We start from the raw sequence: 18,599 nt of genomic DNA on the forward strand, positions 1-18,599 counted from the left end.
AGTCCAGACCAATCAGTGCGATGTCGGACACCACTGTCCGAATCCTCACCCGCCCGGACACCGTCGTGCCGCCACCTCCGCTCAGGCCGCGATCGCGCCCGTCCGGACGACGTTGTGCACAGCCGTGCGTCCGAGCCTGAGCTGCGTGGCGATCTTCCGGACGGACACGCCCTGCTCGTGCAGCCGCAGGATGTCCGTGCGCTTGTCCGCCGACCTGAGCGCTACCCTCGCGAGCATGACGGCCCTCCCCCGCGGCGCCTGGCAGGACGTCGCCCGCGCCACCGGACTCCTCGCGCCCGACGCAACCTCCACCGACGACGTGGCGGCGACGATCTTCGCCGAGATGTCCGCCCTCGCGGTGCGCACCGGCGCCATCAACCTGGGCCAGGGCTTCCCCGACGTCGACGGCCCGGAGTCCATCAAGGCCGCCGCGATCCGCGCGATCGAGCAGGGCGCCAACCAGTACCCGCCCGGGCCGGGCATCCCCGAACTGCGCGCCGCGGTCGCCGCGCACCAGCAGCGGCACTACGGCCTTGTCGTCGACCCGGAGACCGAGGTGCTGATCACCACGGGTGCGACCGAGGCGCTCGCCTCGGCGGTGCTCGCGCTCGCCGGGCCGGCCGACGAGGTCATCACGCTCGAGCCGTTCTACGACGCGCACGCCGCCGTCATCGCGCTCGCCGGGGCGACGCACGTTCCCATCGCGCTCGCTCCGACGCCCGACGGGTTCCGCCTCGACGTCGAGGCCCTGCGCGCGGCCGCGAGCCCCAGCACGCGGATGCTGCTCATCAACAGCCCGCACAACCCGACGGGCACGGTGCTCACGCGCGAGGAGCTCGAGGCGGTCGCGGACATCGCCTGCGAGCGCGACGCCATCGTCGTGACGGACGAGGTCTACGAGCACCTGACGTTCGACGGCGCGGTCCACACGCCGCTCGCGACGCTGCCCGGCATGGCCGAGCGCACGCTGACCATCTCGTCGAGCGGCAAGTCGTTCAGCCTCACCGGCTGGAAGATCGGCTGGGTGCACGGCCCTGCGCCACTGGTCACGGCGGTACGCACGGTCAAGCAGTTCCTCACCTACGTGTCGGGCGCGCCCTTCCAGCCCGCAATCGCGCAGGCGCTCGCCGACGACGACGCCCCGCGCGAGCTCGCCGCGTCGCTCGCCTCGCGGCGCGACCTGCTGTGCGAGGGGCTGCGGGCGGCGGGGTTCGACGTCGTCGTGCCGCGCGGCACCTACTTCGTCGTGGCGGACGCGTCGCGGCTGATCGAGCGCCTGGGGCTGGCCGACGGCGTCGAGCTCGCCCGACGGCTGCCCGAGCTCGCGGGGGTCGTCGCAATCCCGATGACGGCGTTCTGCCGCGAGGGCTCGCTCACGCACGCGCGAATGCTGAACTCGCTGCGGTTCACGTTCGTGAAGCGCGAGGAGACGTTGCGCGAGGCGGTCGAGCGCCTGCACGCGTTGCAGCGCGGCTGACTGTCGCCAGCCGGAGCAACCGCCGTCGTCGCCTGGCGGCGAGCGGACGCGACAGTGCGCTCCAGGCGCGCCTTGCGGCGCGTGCTGGGGCGGACCGGATGCCGCGGCGAGGATGAGGGCACGGCTGGGACCGTATCCGCGGCGGGAAGCCGTTCCGGGCACGCGCGCTATCCCCCCGCGCATCCGGCGCGCGACGTCAGGTCAGGGGCACACCCCGGGCAGCAGCGACGCGGTCGGCTTCGGCGTGGAAGGGGCGGCCGGTGTCCCAGCAGGCGCGGAGCCCCCGCCGGCCCCGGTCGGCGTCGGGGTGGCCGGGGCCGAGGGGGCTGGGGCCCCGGTGCCCGCGGGCGCCTTGTCGGCGGCGATGCCGGCCCAGATCGGCTGGGTCTGGGACGTCACCCACTCGACCCGGCCGGGCTGGGCCGCCGAGTCGACGACGGGCAGCGGGGTGAACACGATGTCGGCCGGGTCGACGCCCCGCACGCTCCAGGCCAGGCCGGCGAGCGCCTTGGGGCTGGCGAGCTCGGGGCTGGTGGAGATGGAGCGCAGCACGGCCTCGACCAGCTTGTAGAGCCGCGGGGAGTCGGTGATGAGGTTCTGCGAGAGGATCTTGCGCATCATCGCGTCGATGAACGCCTGCTGCCGCTTGATGCGCTCGAGGTCGCTGCCGATCTGCAGCCCCATGCCCTGACCCTTGCGGGCGCGCAGGAAGTTGATCGACTGGTAACCGTTGAGGGTCTGCGGCCCGGCGGGCAGGTGGAGGTCGACGTCCTTGCTGCCGTTCACGGGCTCGGGCAGGCACATCGGCACGCCGCCGAGCGCGTCGACGACCCCGACGACGCCCGTCATCTTGACGACGATGTGGTCGGTGATCGGCACCCCGGTGATCGCCTCGACGGTGAGGACGGTGCAGGCGGCCGCGAAGGTGACGTCTTGGGTCGGCCCGCCTCCGATCATGAACGCGGAGTTGAACATGTCGTCGTGCCGCGGGCTGCTCTCGGTGTGGTCCGCCAGCGGGCACGCGGGGATGTCCACGAGGGAGTCGCGTGGGATGGACACGATCTCGATGCGGCTGCGGTCCCCCGAGATGTGCACCACCAGGGTGGTGTCGGAGTGGAACTCGGCGCCCGGGCCGGCGAGGGCCGCGTTGCCGCCGCCGCGGTAGTCGGTGCCCATGACCAGGATGTTGAGCGCCTTGCCGGCGAAGGGGTCGTGGGGGTTGGCGGGGGGCGGCGCGGGGCGCCCGGTCCGGGTCGCGAGCACCGACTCGACGTCGGACACCTGGATGTCGTTCTGGAAGTTGAGGTAGGCCGCGACGGCGCCGGCGGAGACGAGCACGAGCGCGCCGGTGAGCGTCAGCGCGACGATGCGTGCGACGCGGTGCGAGCGCGGGTGTGCGGTGTGCTGCGGGGGCATCGGTGCCACGTCAGGAACACTAGTTCTGAGCGGGTGTTCTCGCAGGCCACACGGTGAATGTGGGGCAGCGTCGGTGGGCCGGGGCAGGATGGCGGCATGTGCGGCCGCTTTGCCTCCTTCCGCAACGCCCAGGACGTCGGCGACGACGTCGCCATCGCCGAGCTCGCCGAGGACGCCCGGCTCCTGCCCCCGTCCTGGAACGTGGCGCCGACCGACGACGTGCGCATCGTCGTCGAGCGCCCGGCGCGCACCGAGGCGGGACCGAGCACGGGCGAGCTCACCAGGTCGCTGCAGCTGGCCCGGTGGGGCCTGGTGCCGTCCTGGTCCAAGGACCCGAGCGGCGGCGCCCGCATGATCAACGCGCGCGGGGAGACGCTGCTCGACAAGCCGGCGTTCGCCAAGCCCCTCGGCGTGCGTCGCTGCCTCGTCCCGGCCGACGGCTACTACGAGTGGCGCAAGCTCCCGCTGCCGCCGGGAGCCAAGCCCACCGCCAAGGCGCCCAAGCAGCCGTACTGGATCCACCGCGACGGCGAGCCCGTGCTGTTCGCGGGCCTCTACGAGTTCTGGCGCGACCGCAGCAAGGCCGACGACGACCCGGCCCGCTGGCTGGTGTCGACGACGATCGTCACGACCGCGGCCTCGGCGCCGATGGCGCACATCCACGACCGCATGCCGCTCGCCCTGCCGTCGTCGGTGTGGGACGCGTGGCTCGACCCGGCCGTGGGCGCGGAGCAGGCGGCAGGCCTGCTCAGCCGGCCGGTCGACGCGTTTGCGCTGCGGCCGGTGACGTCGCTGGTCAGCTCGGTCAGCAACAACGGCCCGAGCCTGCTCGAGCCGGACCCGGAGCCGGCCGACGCCGAGCTGCCCTCGTAGCCGGCGCGGTCAGGCCCCGGTGTACGCGCGCTGCAGGCGCACCGGCTTCATCGAGCCGAGCCCCTGCAGCTCCGCCTCGGGCTGCTCGGTGAGCGCGTAGCGGGGCGACGTCGCGAGCAGGGCCGCCGTCGCCGGGTCCACCAGCACCTCGCCGGGCTGCGACGCCTCCGTCAGGCGCGATGCGAGGTTGACCGACGGGCCGAACACGTCGCCGAACCGGGACAGGACCCTCCCCCACACGAACCCGACGCGCACCGGGATGTCCGGCCCGTCCGGGTTGGCGGTGGACAGGCCGAGCGCCACCTCGGCGCCGTGCTGCACGTCGTCGGCGATGAAGAGCACGGCGTCGCCCACGGTCTTGACGACGCGGCCGCCCGCCTCGGTGACGATGTCGCGGGACCGGGTCTCGAAGAGCTGGACGAAGTCGCTGAGCTCCTCCGAGCCGAGGCCCGCGGTGCGCTTCGTGAACGAGACGATGTCGGCGAACCCGACCGCGCGGCGCAGCGGCAGCTTGTGCTCGTCGCGGTCGGCGCCGCGGGCCCCCGCGAACTCGGTCGCGTACCGGCCGGTCACCGCGGCGAGCTGCCGCCGCCAGGCGTGCTCGAGCTGGTGCGCGAGGATGTCGGCCAGGTGCGGCATGGTGTCCAGGACCGTCAGGCGAGCGCTGACGTCGTCGAGCCCCTTCTCGCGCGCGGCATGCTCGACGAACGCCTCCACCTGCCACAGCGCGAGCCGTTCGGTGGTGTGACCCATCGACCGCACCAGGGTGCGCAGCGCCTGCTCGTCGAGGTGCTCGGTCGCCGCGAGCCGCGCGATCTCCCGCAGCGACTCCATGTCGGAGTCCGTGAACCAGCGCTCGGTGCTGTGCTGCACCGGCAGGCCGAGCCACCGCCAGTAGTCCTCGATGAGCTCGTGCGACAGGCCGGTGCCCTCGACCAGGTCGTCCAGCGTGTAGCGGCGCGGGCCGCCGAGGATCTCGAGGTCGACGCGGGCGGCTGTGTCGTGCGAGGGGCCGACGGCCGCCTCGGGCCCGTTCTCGGCAGAGCTGTCCAGCGAGGTGTCGCGCGTCACGCGGTCAGTCTAGGTGGCACCCACGCGCCCGGGGTCAGGCCTCGCGGACGTGGTGCACGTCCCCCGCCGCGACGATCCGCACGCTCCCGTCCGCCCGCACGACGACGAGGGCACCGTCGTCGGACAGGCGCTCGGCCGTGCCCTCGACCGTGCCACCGCCCCCCGCGAGGTCGGCGCGGACCAGCGTCCCGAGGGTCGCGGAGACCGCCGCGTACTCGTCGACGAGCGACGGCGCGCCGCCGGGGCCCGGCACGTCGGCGTCGCCGTCGTCGGCCGACCAGCGCTCGACGACGGCGGCGAGCTCGCGCAGCAGCGCGGCGAGCAGGGCCGTGCGGTCGAGCGCAGGCGCGGGTGCGCCGGACAGCGCGAGCGAGGTGGCGGTGGGTACGGGCAGCTCGTCGGTCGCCTGGGCGACGTTGAGACCGATCCCCACGACGACCCCGCCGCCCGGGACGACCTGCGCGAGGATGCCGGCGACCTTGCGCCACGGCCCGAACCCGTCGAGCGACTCCCCCGCGGGCAGCAGCACGTCGTTGGGCCACTTGAGCGCGGCGGGGACCCCGGCGTCGCGCAGCACGCGCACCATGGCGAGCCCGCTGAGCAGGGGCAGCCACCCGAGCGCGACATCCGGGACGTCCGGGCGCAGCAGCATCGACACGGTCAGCGCGGCGTGCGGCGGTGTCTCCCAGCTCCGGCCCGCGCGGCCCACCCCGGCGGTCTGGTGCTCGGCGGCGAGCGCCGCCGGAGCGTCGAGCGGTGTGCCGGCCTCGTCCGCGGCCCGCGCCCGCTCCACGAGCTCGGCGTTGGTGGACGCGGCCACGGGGAGGACGTCGACGCTCGCCCACGGTCCAACAGGTCGCAGCACTGCGCTCCGCACGGCCTCGACATCGAGGTTCGAAGGTTCCACGGGGCCATCCTGCCGCACCGGGGCGTTGTCGGGTCCCACCAAAAGTTCGCATCGCGACGCGTCGGCGGGCGCATCGATCTGTACGGAGTGCCCAACTAGGCTGGTGGTTTGTGAACGCCGCCATCGAGACCCTCACGGGGACCGCCGCCAAGCTCGCCGACCTCGAGCGCCGCCGCGCCGCCGCCGTCACCGAGCCGGAGGCCGCCGCGCAGGCGAAGCAGCACGCGCGCGGCAAGAAGTCGGCCCGCGAGCGCATCGATGCGCTGCTGGACGAGGGCTCGTTCGTCGAGCTGGACGCGCTGGCCGCCCACCGCTCCCGCAACTTCGGCCTCGACGCGAAGCGCATCCCCGGCGACGGCGTCGTCACGGGCTACGGCACCGTCGACGGCCGCCAGGTCTGCGTGTTCTCGCAGGACTTCACGGTGTTCGGCGGCTCGCTCGGCGAGGTGCACGGCCAGAAGATCGCCAAGGTGCAGGACCTCGCGCTCCGCACGGGCGTGCCGATCATCGGCATCTCGGACGGCGGCGGCGCCCGCATCCAGGAGGGCGTGGCGGCGCTGACGCAGTTCGCCGAGATGTTCCGGCGCAACGTGGCGGCGTCGGGCGTGATCCCGCAGATCTCGCTGATCCTCGGGCCGTCGGCGGGCGGGGCCGTGTACTCCCCGGCGCTGACGGACTTCATCGTCATGGCCGACGGCACGTCGAACATGTTCATCACCGGGCCGGACGTCATCCGCTCGGTGACCGGCGAGAACGTCGACTTCGAGACGCTCGGCGGTGCGCGTACCCACAACGAGAAGTCCGGCGTCGCGCACTACATGGCGTCCGACGAGGAGGACGCGATCGACTACGTGCGCCACCTCGTCGGGTACCTGCCGCAGAACAACCTCGGCGACCCGCCGTCGTTCCCGCCGGAGGACGTCGAGCTCGAGGAGACCGAGCACGACGCCGCGCTCGACGAGCTGATCCCCGACTCGGACAACCAGCCGTACGACATGCGCACGGTCGTCGAGACGGTGCTGGACCCGGACTCGTTCCTCGAGGTCCAGCCGCTGTTCGCGCCCAACGTGCTGATCGGGTTCGGCCACGTCGAGGGCCAGGCGGTCGGCATCATCGCGAACCAGCCGATGTCGATGGCCGGCACCCTGGACATCGACGCGGCCGAGAAGGCCGCGCGGTTCGTGCGCACGTGCGACGCGTTCAACCTGCCGGTGCTGACGTTCGTCGACGTGCCGGGCTTCCTGCCGGGCGTGGGGCAGGAGCACCAGGGCATCATCCGCCGCGGCGCGAAGCTCATCTACGCGTACGCGGAGGCCACCGTGCCGCTGGTCACCGTCATCACGCGCAAGGCGTACGGCGGCGCGTACATCGTCATGGGCTCGAAGCAGCTGGGCGCCGACGTCAACCTCGCGTGGCCGACGGCGCAGGTCGCCGTCATGGGCGCGGGCGGCGCGGTGAACATCCTGCAGCGCCGCGCGCTGGCCGACGTCGCCGCCGCAGGAGGCGATGTCGAGGCCGAGCGCAAGCGCCTCACCGTGGAGTACGAGGACGCCATCGTGAACCCGTGGGACGCCGCCGAGCGCGGATACGTCGACGCCGTCATCCGGCCGTCCGAGACGCGCGTCCAGGTGACGCGCGCCCTGCGCGCGCTGCGCACCAAGCGCGCGAGCCTGCCGCCCAAGAAGCACGGGAACATCCCGCTCTGAGTGCCATCCCCGGTGGTTGAGTGTGTCGAAACCACCCCGGAACGGAGAGAATCGCCGAATGAGCCACGAGGACACCACGCACGGCCCCGCCCCGCTGCCCGCCGTCGACCCCGCGCCGATGCACGCCGCGGTGGACGCCCTGGCCGCGGCGCTGCACGAGTATGTTGGGACGGCCGTCGGCGTGCGCGCCGAGTTCGGCGCGGCCGAGTCCGACGACGACCCGCGGATCCTCGCGCTCGAGAACCGGATCGGTCAGCTCAACGCGGGTCTGTTCGACGTGCTGCACGACCGCCTCGGCATGCACCCGGACCTCACCAGCTCGGTGTGGGAGCCGGAGGACGACGAGCACGAGCACGAGCACGCCCACGACCTGCCCGCGGGTGTCGAGCAGGCCGAGGTGTTCTACCTCGGGTTCGTGGTGGCCGCCCCGCACGAGGGCGCGGACATGACGCTCGACGGCGTCATCGACCTGCTCGACGAGGCCGGCGAGGAGGCGACCAACCGGTTCGCCGACGGCGGGTACGACGTCGTGGAGTGGGCCGCCTCGCGCGGCGCGGCACCGGGGTTCGGCGACGACGAGGACGAGGAGGACGACGCATGACGCCTTCCATGCGGATCGTCCGCGGCGAGCCCGACGAGGTCGAGGTCGCCGCGCTGGTGGCCGGCCTCGCAGCGGTCGCCGCCGCGTCGGGGCTGCCCGACGACGCCGCTCCCCTCGAGGAGTGGACCGACCGCGCGCGGAGCGTGCGCGGCAACGGGGCCGGCGTGACCGCGCGGAGCTTCGGCGGCCGGTCGGGGCGGCACAACGCCGACGCATGGCGCTGGAGCCTGCGGGGCTGACCGAGATCGGCGCGAGCTCCGTGGCGTGAGGCAGCGTGCTGAGTAGGCTCGCGTCCGTGACCTCGGCCCAGACCCCGCGCCCCCAGTCCGCCATCGACGCCGTCGCCGACGCCTACGTCGCGAACGTCGCGGCGCTCGACCCGCTCGCCGCGACCGCCATCGGCCTGCCGGGCTACGACGACCGCATGACCGACCTGTCCCCCTCGGGCCATGACGCCCGCGCGGAGCTGGACCGCACGACCCTGCGGTCGCTCGAGGGCCTCGACCCGGTCGACGACGTCGACCGCGTGACCCTCGCCGCGATGCGCGAGCGCCTGGGGCTGGCCGTCGAGCTGCACGACGCGGGCGAGCCGCTGGCCGAGCTCAACAACATCGCCTCGCCGGTGCAGAACCTGCGGGACATCTTCGACATCATGCCCACCGGCACGGTCGAGGCGTGGGAGAACATCGCATCCCGCCTCAACCTGCTGCCGGGCGCCGTCGAGGGCTACGCCGCGTCGCTGAACGAGGCCGCACGCCGCGGCAACGTCGCGGCGATCCGGCAGGTCCGCGAGACCGTCGCGCAGGCGCGCGAGCTGGCGGGCGACGACTCGTTCTTCTCGAGCTTCATCCACGGCAAGGACGCCGAGGTGCTCGACGACTCGGCCGCGTGCTCGCTGGTCCGCAAGGAGCTCGAGCACGGCGCGGCCGCCGCGCGCGAGGCGTACGCACGCCTCGCCTCGTTCCTCGAGGACGACCTCGCACCGCGGGCCCGGGAGGAGGACGCCGTCGGGCGCGAGCGCTACGGCCTCTTCTCCCGCCAGTTCCTCGGTGCCGCGGTGGACCTCGACGAGACCTACGCGTGGGGCGTCGAGGAGCTGGCCCGCATCGTGGCCGAGCAGACCGCCGTCGCCCGCGAGATCGCCGGCCCGGGCGCGACGGTCGAGGACGCCGTCGCGAAGCTCGAGGCCGACCCGCGCTACCAGCTCCACGGCACCGACGCCCTGCGCGCCTGGATGCAGGAGACCGCGGACCGCGCGATCGCCGACCTCGACGGCACCCACTTCGACATCTCCGCCCCCGTCCGCACCATCGAGTGCCTCATCGCCCCGACCCACAACGGCGGCATCTACTACACGCCGCCGAGCGACGACTTCACCCGCCCCGGCCGCATGTGGTGGTCGGTGCCGCCGGGCGTCACGGAGTTCGGCACGTGGCGCGAGAAGACGACGGTGTTCCACGAGGGCGTCCCGGGCCACCACCTGCAGTGCGCCGAGGCCGTGATCGCGCGCGACACGCTCAACCAGTGGCGCCGCCTCATGTGCTGGGTCTCGGGCCACGGCGAGGGCTGGGCCCTGTACGCCGAGAAGCTCATGGACGAGCTCGGGTACCTCGACGACCCGGGCGACCGGCTCGGCATGCTCGACGCGCAGCGCATGCGCGCGGCGCGCGTCGTGTTCGACATCGGCGTGCACCTGGGCCTCGAGGCTCCCGCGGAGTGGGGCGGCGGCACCTGGGACGCCGAGAAGGCATGGCCGTTCCTCAAGGCGAACGTCAACATGAACGAGGCCTTCGTCCGCTTCGAGTACAACCGCTACCTCGGCTGGCCGGGGCAGGCGCCGTCGTACAAGGTGGGCCAGCGCCTGTGGGAGCAGGCGCGCGACGAGGCACGCGCGGCCGCGGGCGACGCCTGGGACGCGAAGGCGTTTCACGCCCGCGCACTCGCGCTCGGCTCCGTGGGCCTCGACGTGCTGCGCGACGCGCTGGCCTGACGGCACCCGGCGTGGGAGGCATCCTCACCGGCTTCGCGATCATCGGGGTGGTCGTCGCGGCCGGGTACGTGTGCGCCCGGCTGCGCATCGGCGGGCCGGGCGCGCAGGAGGCGTTCAACCGCATCGCGTTCTTCGTGACGATCCCTGCGCTGCTCTTCACGATCATCTCGAAGGCCGACCTCGGGGCGCTGTTCCGGGCGCCGCTGCTGGTCCAGGCGTCCGCCGCCGTGCTCGCGGCGGGGGTGTTCCTGCTGGTCAACGCGGTCCGGCTGCGACTACCGGGACCGGAGGCGACGGTCGGGGCCGTCTCGACCGGGTACGTCAACGGCAACAACATCGGCCTGCCGGTGGCGGCGTACGTGCTCGGCGACCCCTCGGTGGTCGTGCCGGTCATCCTGCTGCAGCTGCTCGTGCTCGCGCCGATCACGCTGCTGGTGCTCGACGCGCAGACCTCCGGGCGCCTCTCGTGGCGGTTCGTGGTGGCGCAGCCGGTGCGGAACCCGATCATCCTCGGCTCGCTCGCCGGCGCGGTGGTCAGCGGGTTCGGATGGGGCGTGCCCGACGTCGTCGAGAAGCCGCTCGAGCTGCTCGGCGGCGCCGCGATCCCGATGATGCTCATGGCGTTCGGCATGTCGCTGCACGGGTCGCGGCCGCTGCGGCGGGGCTCCTCGCGGGCCGCGGCCGCGACGACGTCGGCCGTCAAGGCCGTGGTGATGCCCGTGCTGGCCTGGGCGCTGGCCCGCTTCGCGTTCCGGCTCGACGACGCCGCGGTGCTGTCGGCGGTGCTGCTCGCCGGCCTGCCGACGGCACAGAACGTCTACAACTACGCGGCGAGGTTCCACCGCGGCGAGGTGCTGGCGCGCGACACCATCCTGGTGACGACGCTGGCGTCCCCGCTGGTGCTGCTGACGGCGTCCGTCCTGCTCAGCTGAGCGCCCGGCGCCCCCGACCGTGCGGTCGGGGACGCCGGGCGATCCGGGCCGGCGTCAGTAGGTGAAGCGCGACAGGCCGCCCGCCCAGGGGTCGACCACGAACCCGGTGCGCGTCTTCTGGTCGAGGTACAGACCCTGCCTCGACGTGAAGTTGAAGTTCGACGACGACACCGTCGAGTTGAACAGGTTGACCACGGGCTTGCGCTCGATGACCGTGCCCGTATCGGGGTCGATCACCGTGACCTCGCTCAGCGGGTTGTTGTCGGCCTCCCGTCCGGACTCGTAGATGCTGGTCTCGACGAGTACGTGGTGCACCTTGTCGACCGTCAGCCATTCGGGGCCCCGCGTGCCGGTGAGGTGCGCCTCGCCGGCGTCCAACGTGCCCTGGTCCATCGTGAAGACCGAGCTGACCGGAAAGTTGCCGCCGTAGGGGCTCGGCGCCGCCGCGCCGACCGACACGTAGAGCTTTCCGCCGTTACCGTCCGGTGCGACCGCCGCCGTGCACAACGGCATGGTGGCGACCGGCGTCACGGTCTGGGCGACGGTGTCGGCCTTCACCATCCAGTAGGGCGCGCGCCCGCTGAGGCACGGCCCCATCGTCCCGACGGTGGTGGCGAAGACGGCCCCGGTGGCCGCGTCGACGGCGAGGTTGGAGAACGTGCGTCCCCGGTTGTCCGGGTTGAGCACGATCGGCCCCGTCACCGCGCCGGTGGCCATGTCGACCGTGTACAGGAGGCTCAGGCCCTGCGACCCGTCGAACACCTCGACGTAGCCGCGTCCCCGGTCCGGGTCGACGGTCGCCCCGCCCGGGTAGCTCTGCCTCGGCGTCAGGCCGGGCAGGGCGTCGACGTCGATCGTCGCGACTGGGGTACCCGTCGCCGTGCCGACCACCCGGATCTGCGGCTGGTTCGCACCCCACGGGGTCTCGATGAAGAGCGCGTTCCCGCTGGCCTTGTCGACACCGGCCACGAGCTGCAGGTGGCTGCCGTCGGCGTCGCGGTTGATCGGCTTGCCCGTCGCGCCCGTGGTGAGGTCGTAGGGCACGGTCGACGAGTCGACCAGATCGGTCGCTCCGAACGTGTCCCGGGACACGTATGCCGTCCCGCCGTCGACGACGAAGCCCTCGACCGTCCCGTCGATGACGTCGCCGTCGTCGTACTGGACGAACGACGTCGGCGAGGCCTGACCCACCGGCTCGCCGTCCTTCGTCGCGATGACGCGCAGCGGGTACTGCAGGCCGGTGGTGAGGCCGAGGGCGTCCAGGTCGAGCGGGAGGCTGCCGTGCGTCCCCGACAGCTCGACCCACGCCGACGACGGGTGGTTGAACCCGTCGTCGTCACGCTTGGTGCCGTTCTGGTTGGTCGCGGTGTTGAGCGTGCCCGCCAGGGTCGGCGCGGGGGCGAGGATCTCGAGCGCGGCACCGTCCGCGCCCTTGACGGCGCGCACGTCCCAGCGGACGGGGAGCTGCGCGGAGCCGCGGCGCACTGCCATGGAGTGGACGTCAGGTCCGGCCTGCGACGTGCCGAACGTCAGCGGAGCCGCACGCTGGTCGGCGCCGGGACCGACGAGGAAGGCCCGGAAGTCGCCGTACACCGAGAGGACGCCGCCGAGGACCGCCGTCTGCACGCCGACGCCGTAGAGCCCGCCGCCGCCCGCGGCGAACACCGAGGCCGGGACGGTGACGGTGCCCTTGAGGCCGGTCAGCGGCACCGACCAGGCCGCGTCGAAGATGTCGACCCTCGCCGCCGGGGTGTAGTGCCCCACCGAGGAGACGACCAGGCGCGGGTCGACGACGTCGCGCACCCCGGTCAGGTCGTAGGAGACCGTGACGTCCTGACCGAGAGCGACGGCGCCTGGGACCGTCGGCGCCTGCGCCTGGGCGTAGGTGCCGTCCGAGAGGATGAAGGTCAGCGTGCGGCTGAGCCCGGCGACGACCTTCCCGCGGCGCACCGCCTCGAAGCGGACGGGGATCGACGCCGTCGCACCGGACGTCATCGACACCCCGGCGGCGTCGAACAGCTCGGCCGGCAGCACGCGGATGCTCGCGGTCGGCGAGGTCAGCATGCGGTCGCCGACGACGAGCCGGTAGTCGAGCCCGGTGGTCGGGCCGGTCAGGTCAAGGCCGAACGTGATGGGCGAGACCGCGTTCTGGCCCGACTTTTCGTCGTTACCGTCGACCGGACCCGCGAGGTCGATCGCGTCGGGGTTCGTGTCCTCCTCGAAGAACGTGCCCTGCAGGGTCGGGATCAGCTGACGCTGGGCGACGGAGAGCCGCACCGCGCCGAACCCGACCGGGTACTTGTGCGCCAGCACGGACTCGAACGCCCGCGTCACGTCGATCTGGGGGCCGACGTGCAGCTCCTGGTCGGCCTGCGGGGGCGTGGCCACCGGGCGAGCCGTGTCGACCAGCACCTTGCGGACCTGCTCCGGCGTCAGGGTCTGCCCGGTCGCCTGCGCTGCCTGCTGCACGACGGCGGCCGCCGCCGCGATCATGGGCGCCGACGCCGACGTCCCCCCGCCGAGCGAGACGCCCACGGCCTGCGGGCCGCGGCCCTCGACGTGCACGAACGACGGGAGGTTGTCACCGGGCGCCGACAGGTCGATGCGCGACCCGAAGCCCGACGAGTACGCGGCCGAGCCGTTGTAGCGGGTCGTCGGCCAGGTTCCCTGCCGCACGTCGGCGGTGGTGAGCGTGTCGTCGACGGTCGTGGAGCCGGCGGCGATGACCCCGGTGTCGGTCACCTTGGTCGCCACCGAGGTCGGCATGACGTCGTCGAGCGTGGTCTGCTCGGCCTTGCGCGTGGTGCGCTCGGTGGGCGTGCTGCCGCCGTCGGGGCCCACGGAGGCCGGGAGGGCGAGCCGCGTCCCGTCGTTGGCACTGACGACGACGGTGATGCCGGACGCGACGATCTGCCGGAGCGTCTCCCGGATCGCCGGGTCGTCCTCCAGCCAGCGCCCGGGGAACCCGATGTTGGTGTCGGTGCCGGCGCCGAGGCTCGCCGTGATGACCGTGGGCCGCGGCGTCTGGTGGGCCGCGGCGACGAACGCCTGCCGGATGCCCTCGAACGAGGGCTCCTTCGCGACGACGAGGCGGTAGTCCGCACCGGGAGCGATCCCCAGCAGGTCGGTCGCCCCCGAACCGAGAGCCTCGGGGCGCTGCCGGTCGTGCGGCAGCGACGACATCATCGAGAAGTCGAGCAGCACCTCTCCCAGCGACGGGTCCTGCCCCTCGACGGTCCCGGTCGGGTCGAGTGCTCCGGAAGCGTCCGCGACGTACGTCGGGATGAGCGGCATCGACGGGATGTCGAGGTAGCGCTGGCCGTCCTTGACGACCGTCGTGTCGTCGTCGACGTCGCCGATGGAGACGTTGGTGATGACCTGGCCCTCGCCGGGCAGCGCGCCGAGATAGCGGTCGGCGTCCACGAACGCGCCGATAGCGTCGACGCCCTGCGTGTTGAGCCAGGAGGAGAACGAGCTCGCCAGCCCGTCGTTCGCCGGCACGGCGGCCACCGCGGTGGCCTTGGCCGCCGTGGACCGCGCCTGCGCCGCCGAGACGACCTTCTTGGGCAGCGGCTGGTGGGTGTTCATCGTGTCGACGGAGGCCGAGCCACCGAGCCGGAACGTCCCGCCCGTGGCCCGTGCCTCGATCCCCTCGGCGCTGGGCACATACGTCTGTCCGAACCCGTTGGCGGCGGTGACCGGGGGCACCGCGAGGGGATGCGTTCCGCCGCGCCTGTCGGTGACGCTCGCCGTGCCGTCGTCGTACCAGGTGACCTGGGACCCGTCCGCCAGCGTGAGGTGGTGGGCGGGCGGCCCGTCGGGCGGCGACGACGCGGCAGCGGCGGGCGGTACCGCGGGGACGGCGAGCGCCGCCGCGACTGCCAGCGCCACGGGCGTGGCTCGTCTGAGACTCCTGGACATCTCTCTCCTTGCGCCGGGGGGCCGCGTGCCGGGAGCGCGCGAGGTCGGCGCCACGGTGGTGCTTCACGCACCCGCCGCACAACAGGTCGCGGGTGCGGCTTTGCGCAGGTGCTCATGTGCGCAGCGGAGCCCGTGGACGCACCGACGAGCAGTCGTCGGCTCGACGCCGGTTAGGGTGCTCGCGTGGCCCGTGTGCATCTCGTCCTCGCCTCCGCGTCTCCCGCCCGGCTGAGCACCCTGCGTGCTGCCGGGGTCCAGCCCACCGTGGTGGTGTCCGGCGTCGACGAGGAGGCCGTGCTCGCCGACGCGCGCGAGAGGTTCGGCGAGCTCGAGCCCGCCGACGCCGTCCTCGTGCTCGCGCAGGCCAAGGCCGAGGACGTCGCCCGCCGCGTCGAGGAGGAGGAGGCGACGGCCGACATGCGCGGCGCCCAGGTCGCCGACTCCGTCGTCGTCGGCTGCGACTCGATGCTCGAGCTCGACGGCGAGATCCTCGGGAAGCCCAGGGACGCCGACGACGCCGTCGCGCGCTGGCAGGCCATGCGCGGCCGCGCGGGCGTGCTGCACACCGGCCACTGGATCGTCGACCTGCGCGACGAGGCGGACGGCGGCACGGGCGCCACGCTGGGCGCGACGTCGTCGACCGCGGTGCACTTCGCCGATCTCGACGACGCCGAGATCGCCGCTTACGTCGCGACGGGCGAGCCGCTCCAGGTGGCCGGAGCGTTCACGGTCGACGGGCTCGGTGGCCCGTATGTGGAGAGCATCGAGGGCGACTACCACGGCGTCGTCGGCCTCTCGCTCCCGCTGCTGCGCGCGCTGCTCGAGGAGATCGACGTCCCGTTCCGGCAGCTGCGAGGCTGACTTCCGGCTTTGGCGGATTCCTCCAAACGTCCCTCGGGGTGCTTGGCGCGTACGGTCCGGTCAGCCGGGCCGCCCCCGCGCTACGGTGAGCCGTGCCCATCACCAAGGTCCTCATCGCCAACCGCGGCGAGATCGCCGTCCGCGTCGCGCGTGCCTGCGCCGACGCCGGCATCGCGTCCGTCGCGGTCTACGCCGATCCTGACCGAGAGGCGCTGCACGTGCGCCTCGCCGACGAGGCGTTCGCCCTCGGCGGGACCAGGGCCCAGGAGACCTACCTCGACGTCGCCAAGCTGCTCGACGTCGCCAAGCGGTCCGGCGCCGACGCCGTGCACCCCGGCTACGGGTTCCTCTCGGAGAACGCCGCCTTCGCGCAGGCCGTGATCGACGCCGGCCTCGTCTGGATCGGCCCGCCGCCCGCCGCGATCGAGAGCCTCGGCGACAAGGTGAGCGCACGGCACATCGCTCTGCGCGCCGGCGCCCCGCTGGTGCCCGGCACGCCCGACCCGGTCGAGTCCGCGGCCGAGGTGCACGCGTTCGCCGCGGAGCACGGCCTGCCCGTCGCGATCAAGGCGGCGTTCGGCGGCGGCGGCCGCGGCCTCAAGGTCGCCCGCACGTTCGAGGAGATCGACGAGCTGTACGAGTCGGCCGTGCGCGAGGCCGTCGCGGCGTTCGGTCGCGGCGAGTGCTTCGTCGAGCGGTACCTCGACCGCCCGCGCCACGTGGAGACGCAGTGCCTCGCGGACGCCCACGGCACCGTCGTCGTCGTCTCGACGCGCGACTGCTCGCTGCAGCGCCGCCACCAGAAGCTGGTCGAGGAGGCGCCCGCGCCGTTCCTCACCGCTGCGCAACAGGCCGAGCTCGACCGTGCGTCGAAGGCGATCCTGCGCGAGGCCGGGTACGTCGGCGCCGGCACCTGCGAGTTCCTCGTGGGCGTCGATGGCACGATCTCGTTCCTCGAGGTCAACACCCGCCTGCAGGTCGAGCACCCGGTGACCGAGGAGGTCACCGGCGTGGACCTGGTGCGCGAGCAGCTGCGCATCGCCGACGGCGAGGCGCTGGGCTACGACGCCACCGAGGTTCGCGGGCACTCGCTCGAGTTCCGCATCAACGGCGAGGACCCGGCCGCGGGCTTCCTCCCGGCGCCCGGCAAGATCACCACGCTCAAGTGGCCGTCCGGCCCCGGCGTCCGCGTGGACACCGGCGTGGTCGAGGGCGACACCGTCTCGGGCAACTTCGACTCGATGATCGCCAAGCTCATCGTCACGGGCGCCACCCGCGAGCAGGCCGTGCAGCGCGCGCGCCGTGCGCTGCGCGAGCTCGAGGTCGAGGGCATCCCCACCGTGGTGCCGTTCCACCGCGCGGTGCTCGAGTCCGAGGACTACGTCCCCGCCGGCGACGAGCCGTTCCGCGTGCACACGCGCTGGATCGAGACGGACTTCGCCGACGTGCTCGCCACGCTCGCGCCGGCCGCTCCGGCGACGCCGGAGCCCGACGACGAGGACCTGCAGCCGCAGGCGGAGCGCGTCGTCGTCGAGGTCGGCGGTCGCCGCCTCGAGGTGGTGCTGCCCGCCGGGCTGGGTGTCGCCGCGGGCCGGGCTCGCACCGCCAACTCGCGGGGTGCGGCCGCGCGCCGGCCCACGGGCCGCCGCAACGGCGCCGCGCGCGGCGGGGCCACCGGCAGCACGCTGACGTCGCCGATGCAGGGCACGATCGTCAAGGTCGCCGTCGAGGAGGGCGCGCAGGTGGCCGAGGGCGACCTGGTCGTGGTCCTGGAGGCGATGAAGATGGAGCAGCCGCTGCTGGCCCACCGCGCGGGCACCATCCAGTCGCTGTCGGCGGCCCCGGGCGAAGGCGTGACGGCGGGCGCCCCGATCTGCGACATCGTCTGACCCCGAGGGGGTGGTGGTTTCGACAGGCTCAACCACCGGTGGTTGAGCCTGTCGAAACCACTGCTCTGCTCCCTACCTCGGCGTGATCGGCTGGATCAGCTGGGTGTCCCAGTCCTCCTCCGGGACGCCCGGCTCGGACAGGTAGACCTCGCGGCACGCGCCCGCGAACTCGTGGCCGTCGGCCGTGACGCGGTCCATGAACGCCATCCACGCGTCGCCGATACCGGTCATCGCGCCGTGGTAGACGGTCACCGCGGCGTGGTCGATCGCCGGCAGCTCGGTGACGTCGAGGCCCGGCACCGCCGTCGTCGTCTCCGGGACCGGAAGGCGACGGTGACGAGGACCCCGGAACCGTCGCCGGCCTCGTCCGCGGTGTAGTCCGCGATCGGCGGCCCGGCGATCGGGACCCCTGCCTCCTCGAGCAGGCGCCCGACCTCGGGGAACATGGGCCCGACGACGGGTCCGATGTTCTCGGGCCCGAACCCCGGTGCGGGGCGGGTGAGCGTGGCGACGTGCACGGCCGGGACGGCGCGCACCTGGACGTCGATGGTGCTGGACATGGCAACCTCTCCTTCGAGTCGGCGGAGCTCCGTGTCGATACGACCGAGGCGCGCGGTGTCGTCGGCGATGCGATGGGCGGCCTCGAGCCGGGCGGCCGTCAGCAGCCGCCGCACCTCGCCGTCGTCCACCCCGTCGCAGACGACGCGTGCGACGTCGTCGAGCCGCAGGCCGAGGCCCTTGAGCTCCACGATGCGCCGCAGCGCGGCGGCCTGCTCCGGCGCGTACGCGCGATACCCCGTGACGGGGTGCACGCGTGCGGGCCGCAGCAGGCCGATCTCGTCGTAGTGCCGCAGCATGCGCACGGACACCCGGCCGATCGTCGCGAGCTCTCCGATGCTGAACATGGCGACACCCACGGTGGTCCCTGACACCGTGTGAGGGTCAAGGCCGGTCG

General features: G+C 73.3%; 16 protein-coding genes. 9 read left to right on the plus strand and 7 right to left on the minus strand.

Features of this window, described 5'->3' with window-relative positions:
* Window positions 1–81 precede the first annotated feature (81 nt).
* A complete protein-coding gene (locus tag ACO4JP_RS14520; RefSeq protein ID WP_425954686.1) occupies window positions 82–237 on the minus strand; it encodes a hypothetical protein in 156 nt (51 codons plus the stop codon).
* On the opposite strand from ACO4JP_RS14520, the gene ACO4JP_RS14525 reads away from it, so the two are divergent.
* Window positions 236–1,477: a pyridoxal phosphate-dependent aminotransferase gene (locus ACO4JP_RS14525; protein WP_425954687.1), complete on the plus strand. Its 1,242-nt coding sequence runs from the start codon at window positions 236–238 to the stop codon at window positions 1,475–1,477. The two genes, ACO4JP_RS14520 and ACO4JP_RS14525, sit on opposite strands and share 2 nt — an antisense overlap.
* A 201-nt stretch (window positions 1,478–1,678) precedes the next feature.
* Here the strand turns inward: ACO4JP_RS14525 and ACO4JP_RS14530 are convergent, their stop codons facing one another.
* Complete coding sequence (locus ACO4JP_RS14530; RefSeq protein WP_425957125.1) at window positions 1,679–2,893, minus strand: LCP family protein; 1,215 nt, start codon at window positions 2,891–2,893, stop codon at window positions 1,679–1,681.
* 96 nt (window positions 2,894–2,989) lie between these two features.
* Between ACO4JP_RS14530 and ACO4JP_RS14535 the strand changes: the two genes are divergently transcribed.
* Window positions 2,990–3,766 carry an SOS response-associated peptidase gene (locus ACO4JP_RS14535; RefSeq protein WP_425954688.1) on the plus strand — a complete coding sequence of 259 codons (777 nt, stop codon included), beginning with the start codon at window positions 2,990–2,992 and terminating at the stop codon, window positions 3,764–3,766.
* A 9-nt stretch (window positions 3,767–3,775) separates the two neighbouring features.
* On the opposite strand, the gene ACO4JP_RS14540 is transcribed toward ACO4JP_RS14535, so the two are convergent.
* Together ACO4JP_RS14540 and ACO4JP_RS14545 are read right to left on the minus strand one after the other, a co-directional pair.
* The gene (locus tag ACO4JP_RS14540) at window positions 3,776–4,837 is read right to left on the minus strand and encodes an adenylate/guanylate cyclase domain-containing protein (RefSeq protein WP_425954689.1); all 1,062 of its coding nucleotides are present in this window, start codon (window positions 4,835–4,837) and stop codon (window positions 3,776–3,778) included.
* Between the two features lie 34 nt (window positions 4,838–4,871).
* Window positions 4,872–5,744: a biotin--[acetyl-CoA-carboxylase] ligase gene (locus tag ACO4JP_RS14545; protein WP_425954690.1), complete on the minus strand. Its 873-nt coding sequence runs from the start codon at window positions 5,742–5,744 to the stop codon at window positions 4,872–4,874.
* A 110-nt stretch (window positions 5,745–5,854) separates the two neighbouring features.
* On the opposite strand from ACO4JP_RS14545, the gene ACO4JP_RS14550 reads away from it, so the two are divergent.
* From ACO4JP_RS14550 to ACO4JP_RS14570, 5 genes are read left to right on the plus strand one after another with little or no spacing between them, the layout of a single operon-like run.
* Complete coding sequence (locus tag ACO4JP_RS14550) at window positions 5,855–7,450, plus strand: acyl-CoA carboxylase subunit beta (protein ID WP_425954691.1); 1,596 nt, start codon at window positions 5,855–5,857, stop codon at window positions 7,448–7,450.
* 58 nt (window positions 7,451–7,508) lie between these two features.
* Entirely contained in the window at window positions 7,509–8,051 is a 543-nt protein-coding gene (locus ACO4JP_RS14555) for a hypothetical protein (protein WP_425954692.1), read from the plus strand.
* The gene (locus tag ACO4JP_RS14560; RefSeq protein WP_425954693.1) at window positions 8,048–8,290 is read left to right on the plus strand and encodes an acyl-CoA carboxylase epsilon subunit; all 243 of its coding nucleotides are present in this window, start codon (window positions 8,048–8,050) and stop codon (window positions 8,288–8,290) included. Before ACO4JP_RS14555 ends, ACO4JP_RS14560 begins: the two co-directional genes overlap by 4 nt.
* Before the next feature lie 56 nt (window positions 8,291–8,346).
* Window positions 8,347–10,041 (plus strand): DUF885 domain-containing protein, encoded by a 1,695-nt coding sequence (locus tag ACO4JP_RS14565; RefSeq protein ID WP_425954694.1) that lies wholly within the window; start codon window positions 8,347–8,349, stop codon window positions 10,039–10,041.
* Between the two features lie 11 nt (window positions 10,042–10,052).
* Complete coding sequence (locus ACO4JP_RS14570; protein ID WP_425954695.1) at window positions 10,053–10,973, plus strand: AEC family transporter; 921 nt, start codon at window positions 10,053–10,055, stop codon at window positions 10,971–10,973.
* A 54-nt stretch (window positions 10,974–11,027) separates the two neighbouring features.
* On the opposite strand, the gene ACO4JP_RS14575 is transcribed toward ACO4JP_RS14570, so the two are convergent.
* Complete coding sequence (locus tag ACO4JP_RS14575; protein WP_425954696.1) at window positions 11,028–14,864, minus strand: S8 family serine peptidase; 3,837 nt, start codon at window positions 14,862–14,864, stop codon at window positions 11,028–11,030.
* A 213-nt stretch (window positions 14,865–15,077) separates the two neighbouring features.
* On the opposite strand from ACO4JP_RS14575, the gene ACO4JP_RS14580 reads away from it, so the two are divergent.
* Both ACO4JP_RS14580 and ACO4JP_RS14585 read left to right on the plus strand, forming a co-directional pair.
* On the plus strand, window positions 15,078–15,755 hold the full coding sequence (locus ACO4JP_RS14580; RefSeq protein WP_425954697.1) for a Maf family protein: 678 nt from the start codon (window positions 15,078–15,080) through the stop codon (window positions 15,753–15,755).
* Window positions 15,756–15,847: 92 nt separating this feature from the next.
* The gene (locus ACO4JP_RS14585) at window positions 15,848–17,644 is read left to right on the plus strand and encodes a biotin carboxylase N-terminal domain-containing protein (protein WP_425954698.1); all 1,797 of its coding nucleotides are present in this window, start codon (window positions 15,848–15,850) and stop codon (window positions 17,642–17,644) included.
* Window positions 17,645–17,716: 72 nt separating this feature from the next.
* On the opposite strand, the gene ACO4JP_RS14590 is transcribed toward ACO4JP_RS14585, so the two are convergent.
* Together ACO4JP_RS14590 and ACO4JP_RS14595 are read right to left on the minus strand one after the other, a co-directional pair.
* A complete protein-coding gene (locus ACO4JP_RS14590; RefSeq protein ID WP_425954699.1) occupies window positions 17,717–17,896 on the minus strand; it encodes a hypothetical protein in 180 nt (59 codons plus the stop codon).
* Window positions 17,893–18,576 (minus strand): MerR family transcriptional regulator, encoded by a 684-nt coding sequence (locus tag ACO4JP_RS14595; protein WP_425954700.1) that lies wholly within the window; start codon window positions 18,574–18,576, stop codon window positions 17,893–17,895. Before ACO4JP_RS14595 ends, ACO4JP_RS14590 begins: the two co-directional genes overlap by 4 nt.
* Window positions 18,577–18,599 lie beyond the last annotated feature (23 nt).

It is taken from the genome of Xylanimonas sp. McL0601 (assembly GCF_049852175.1).
GTDB lineage: Bacteria > Actinomycetota > Actinomycetes > Actinomycetales > Cellulomonadaceae > Xylanimonas.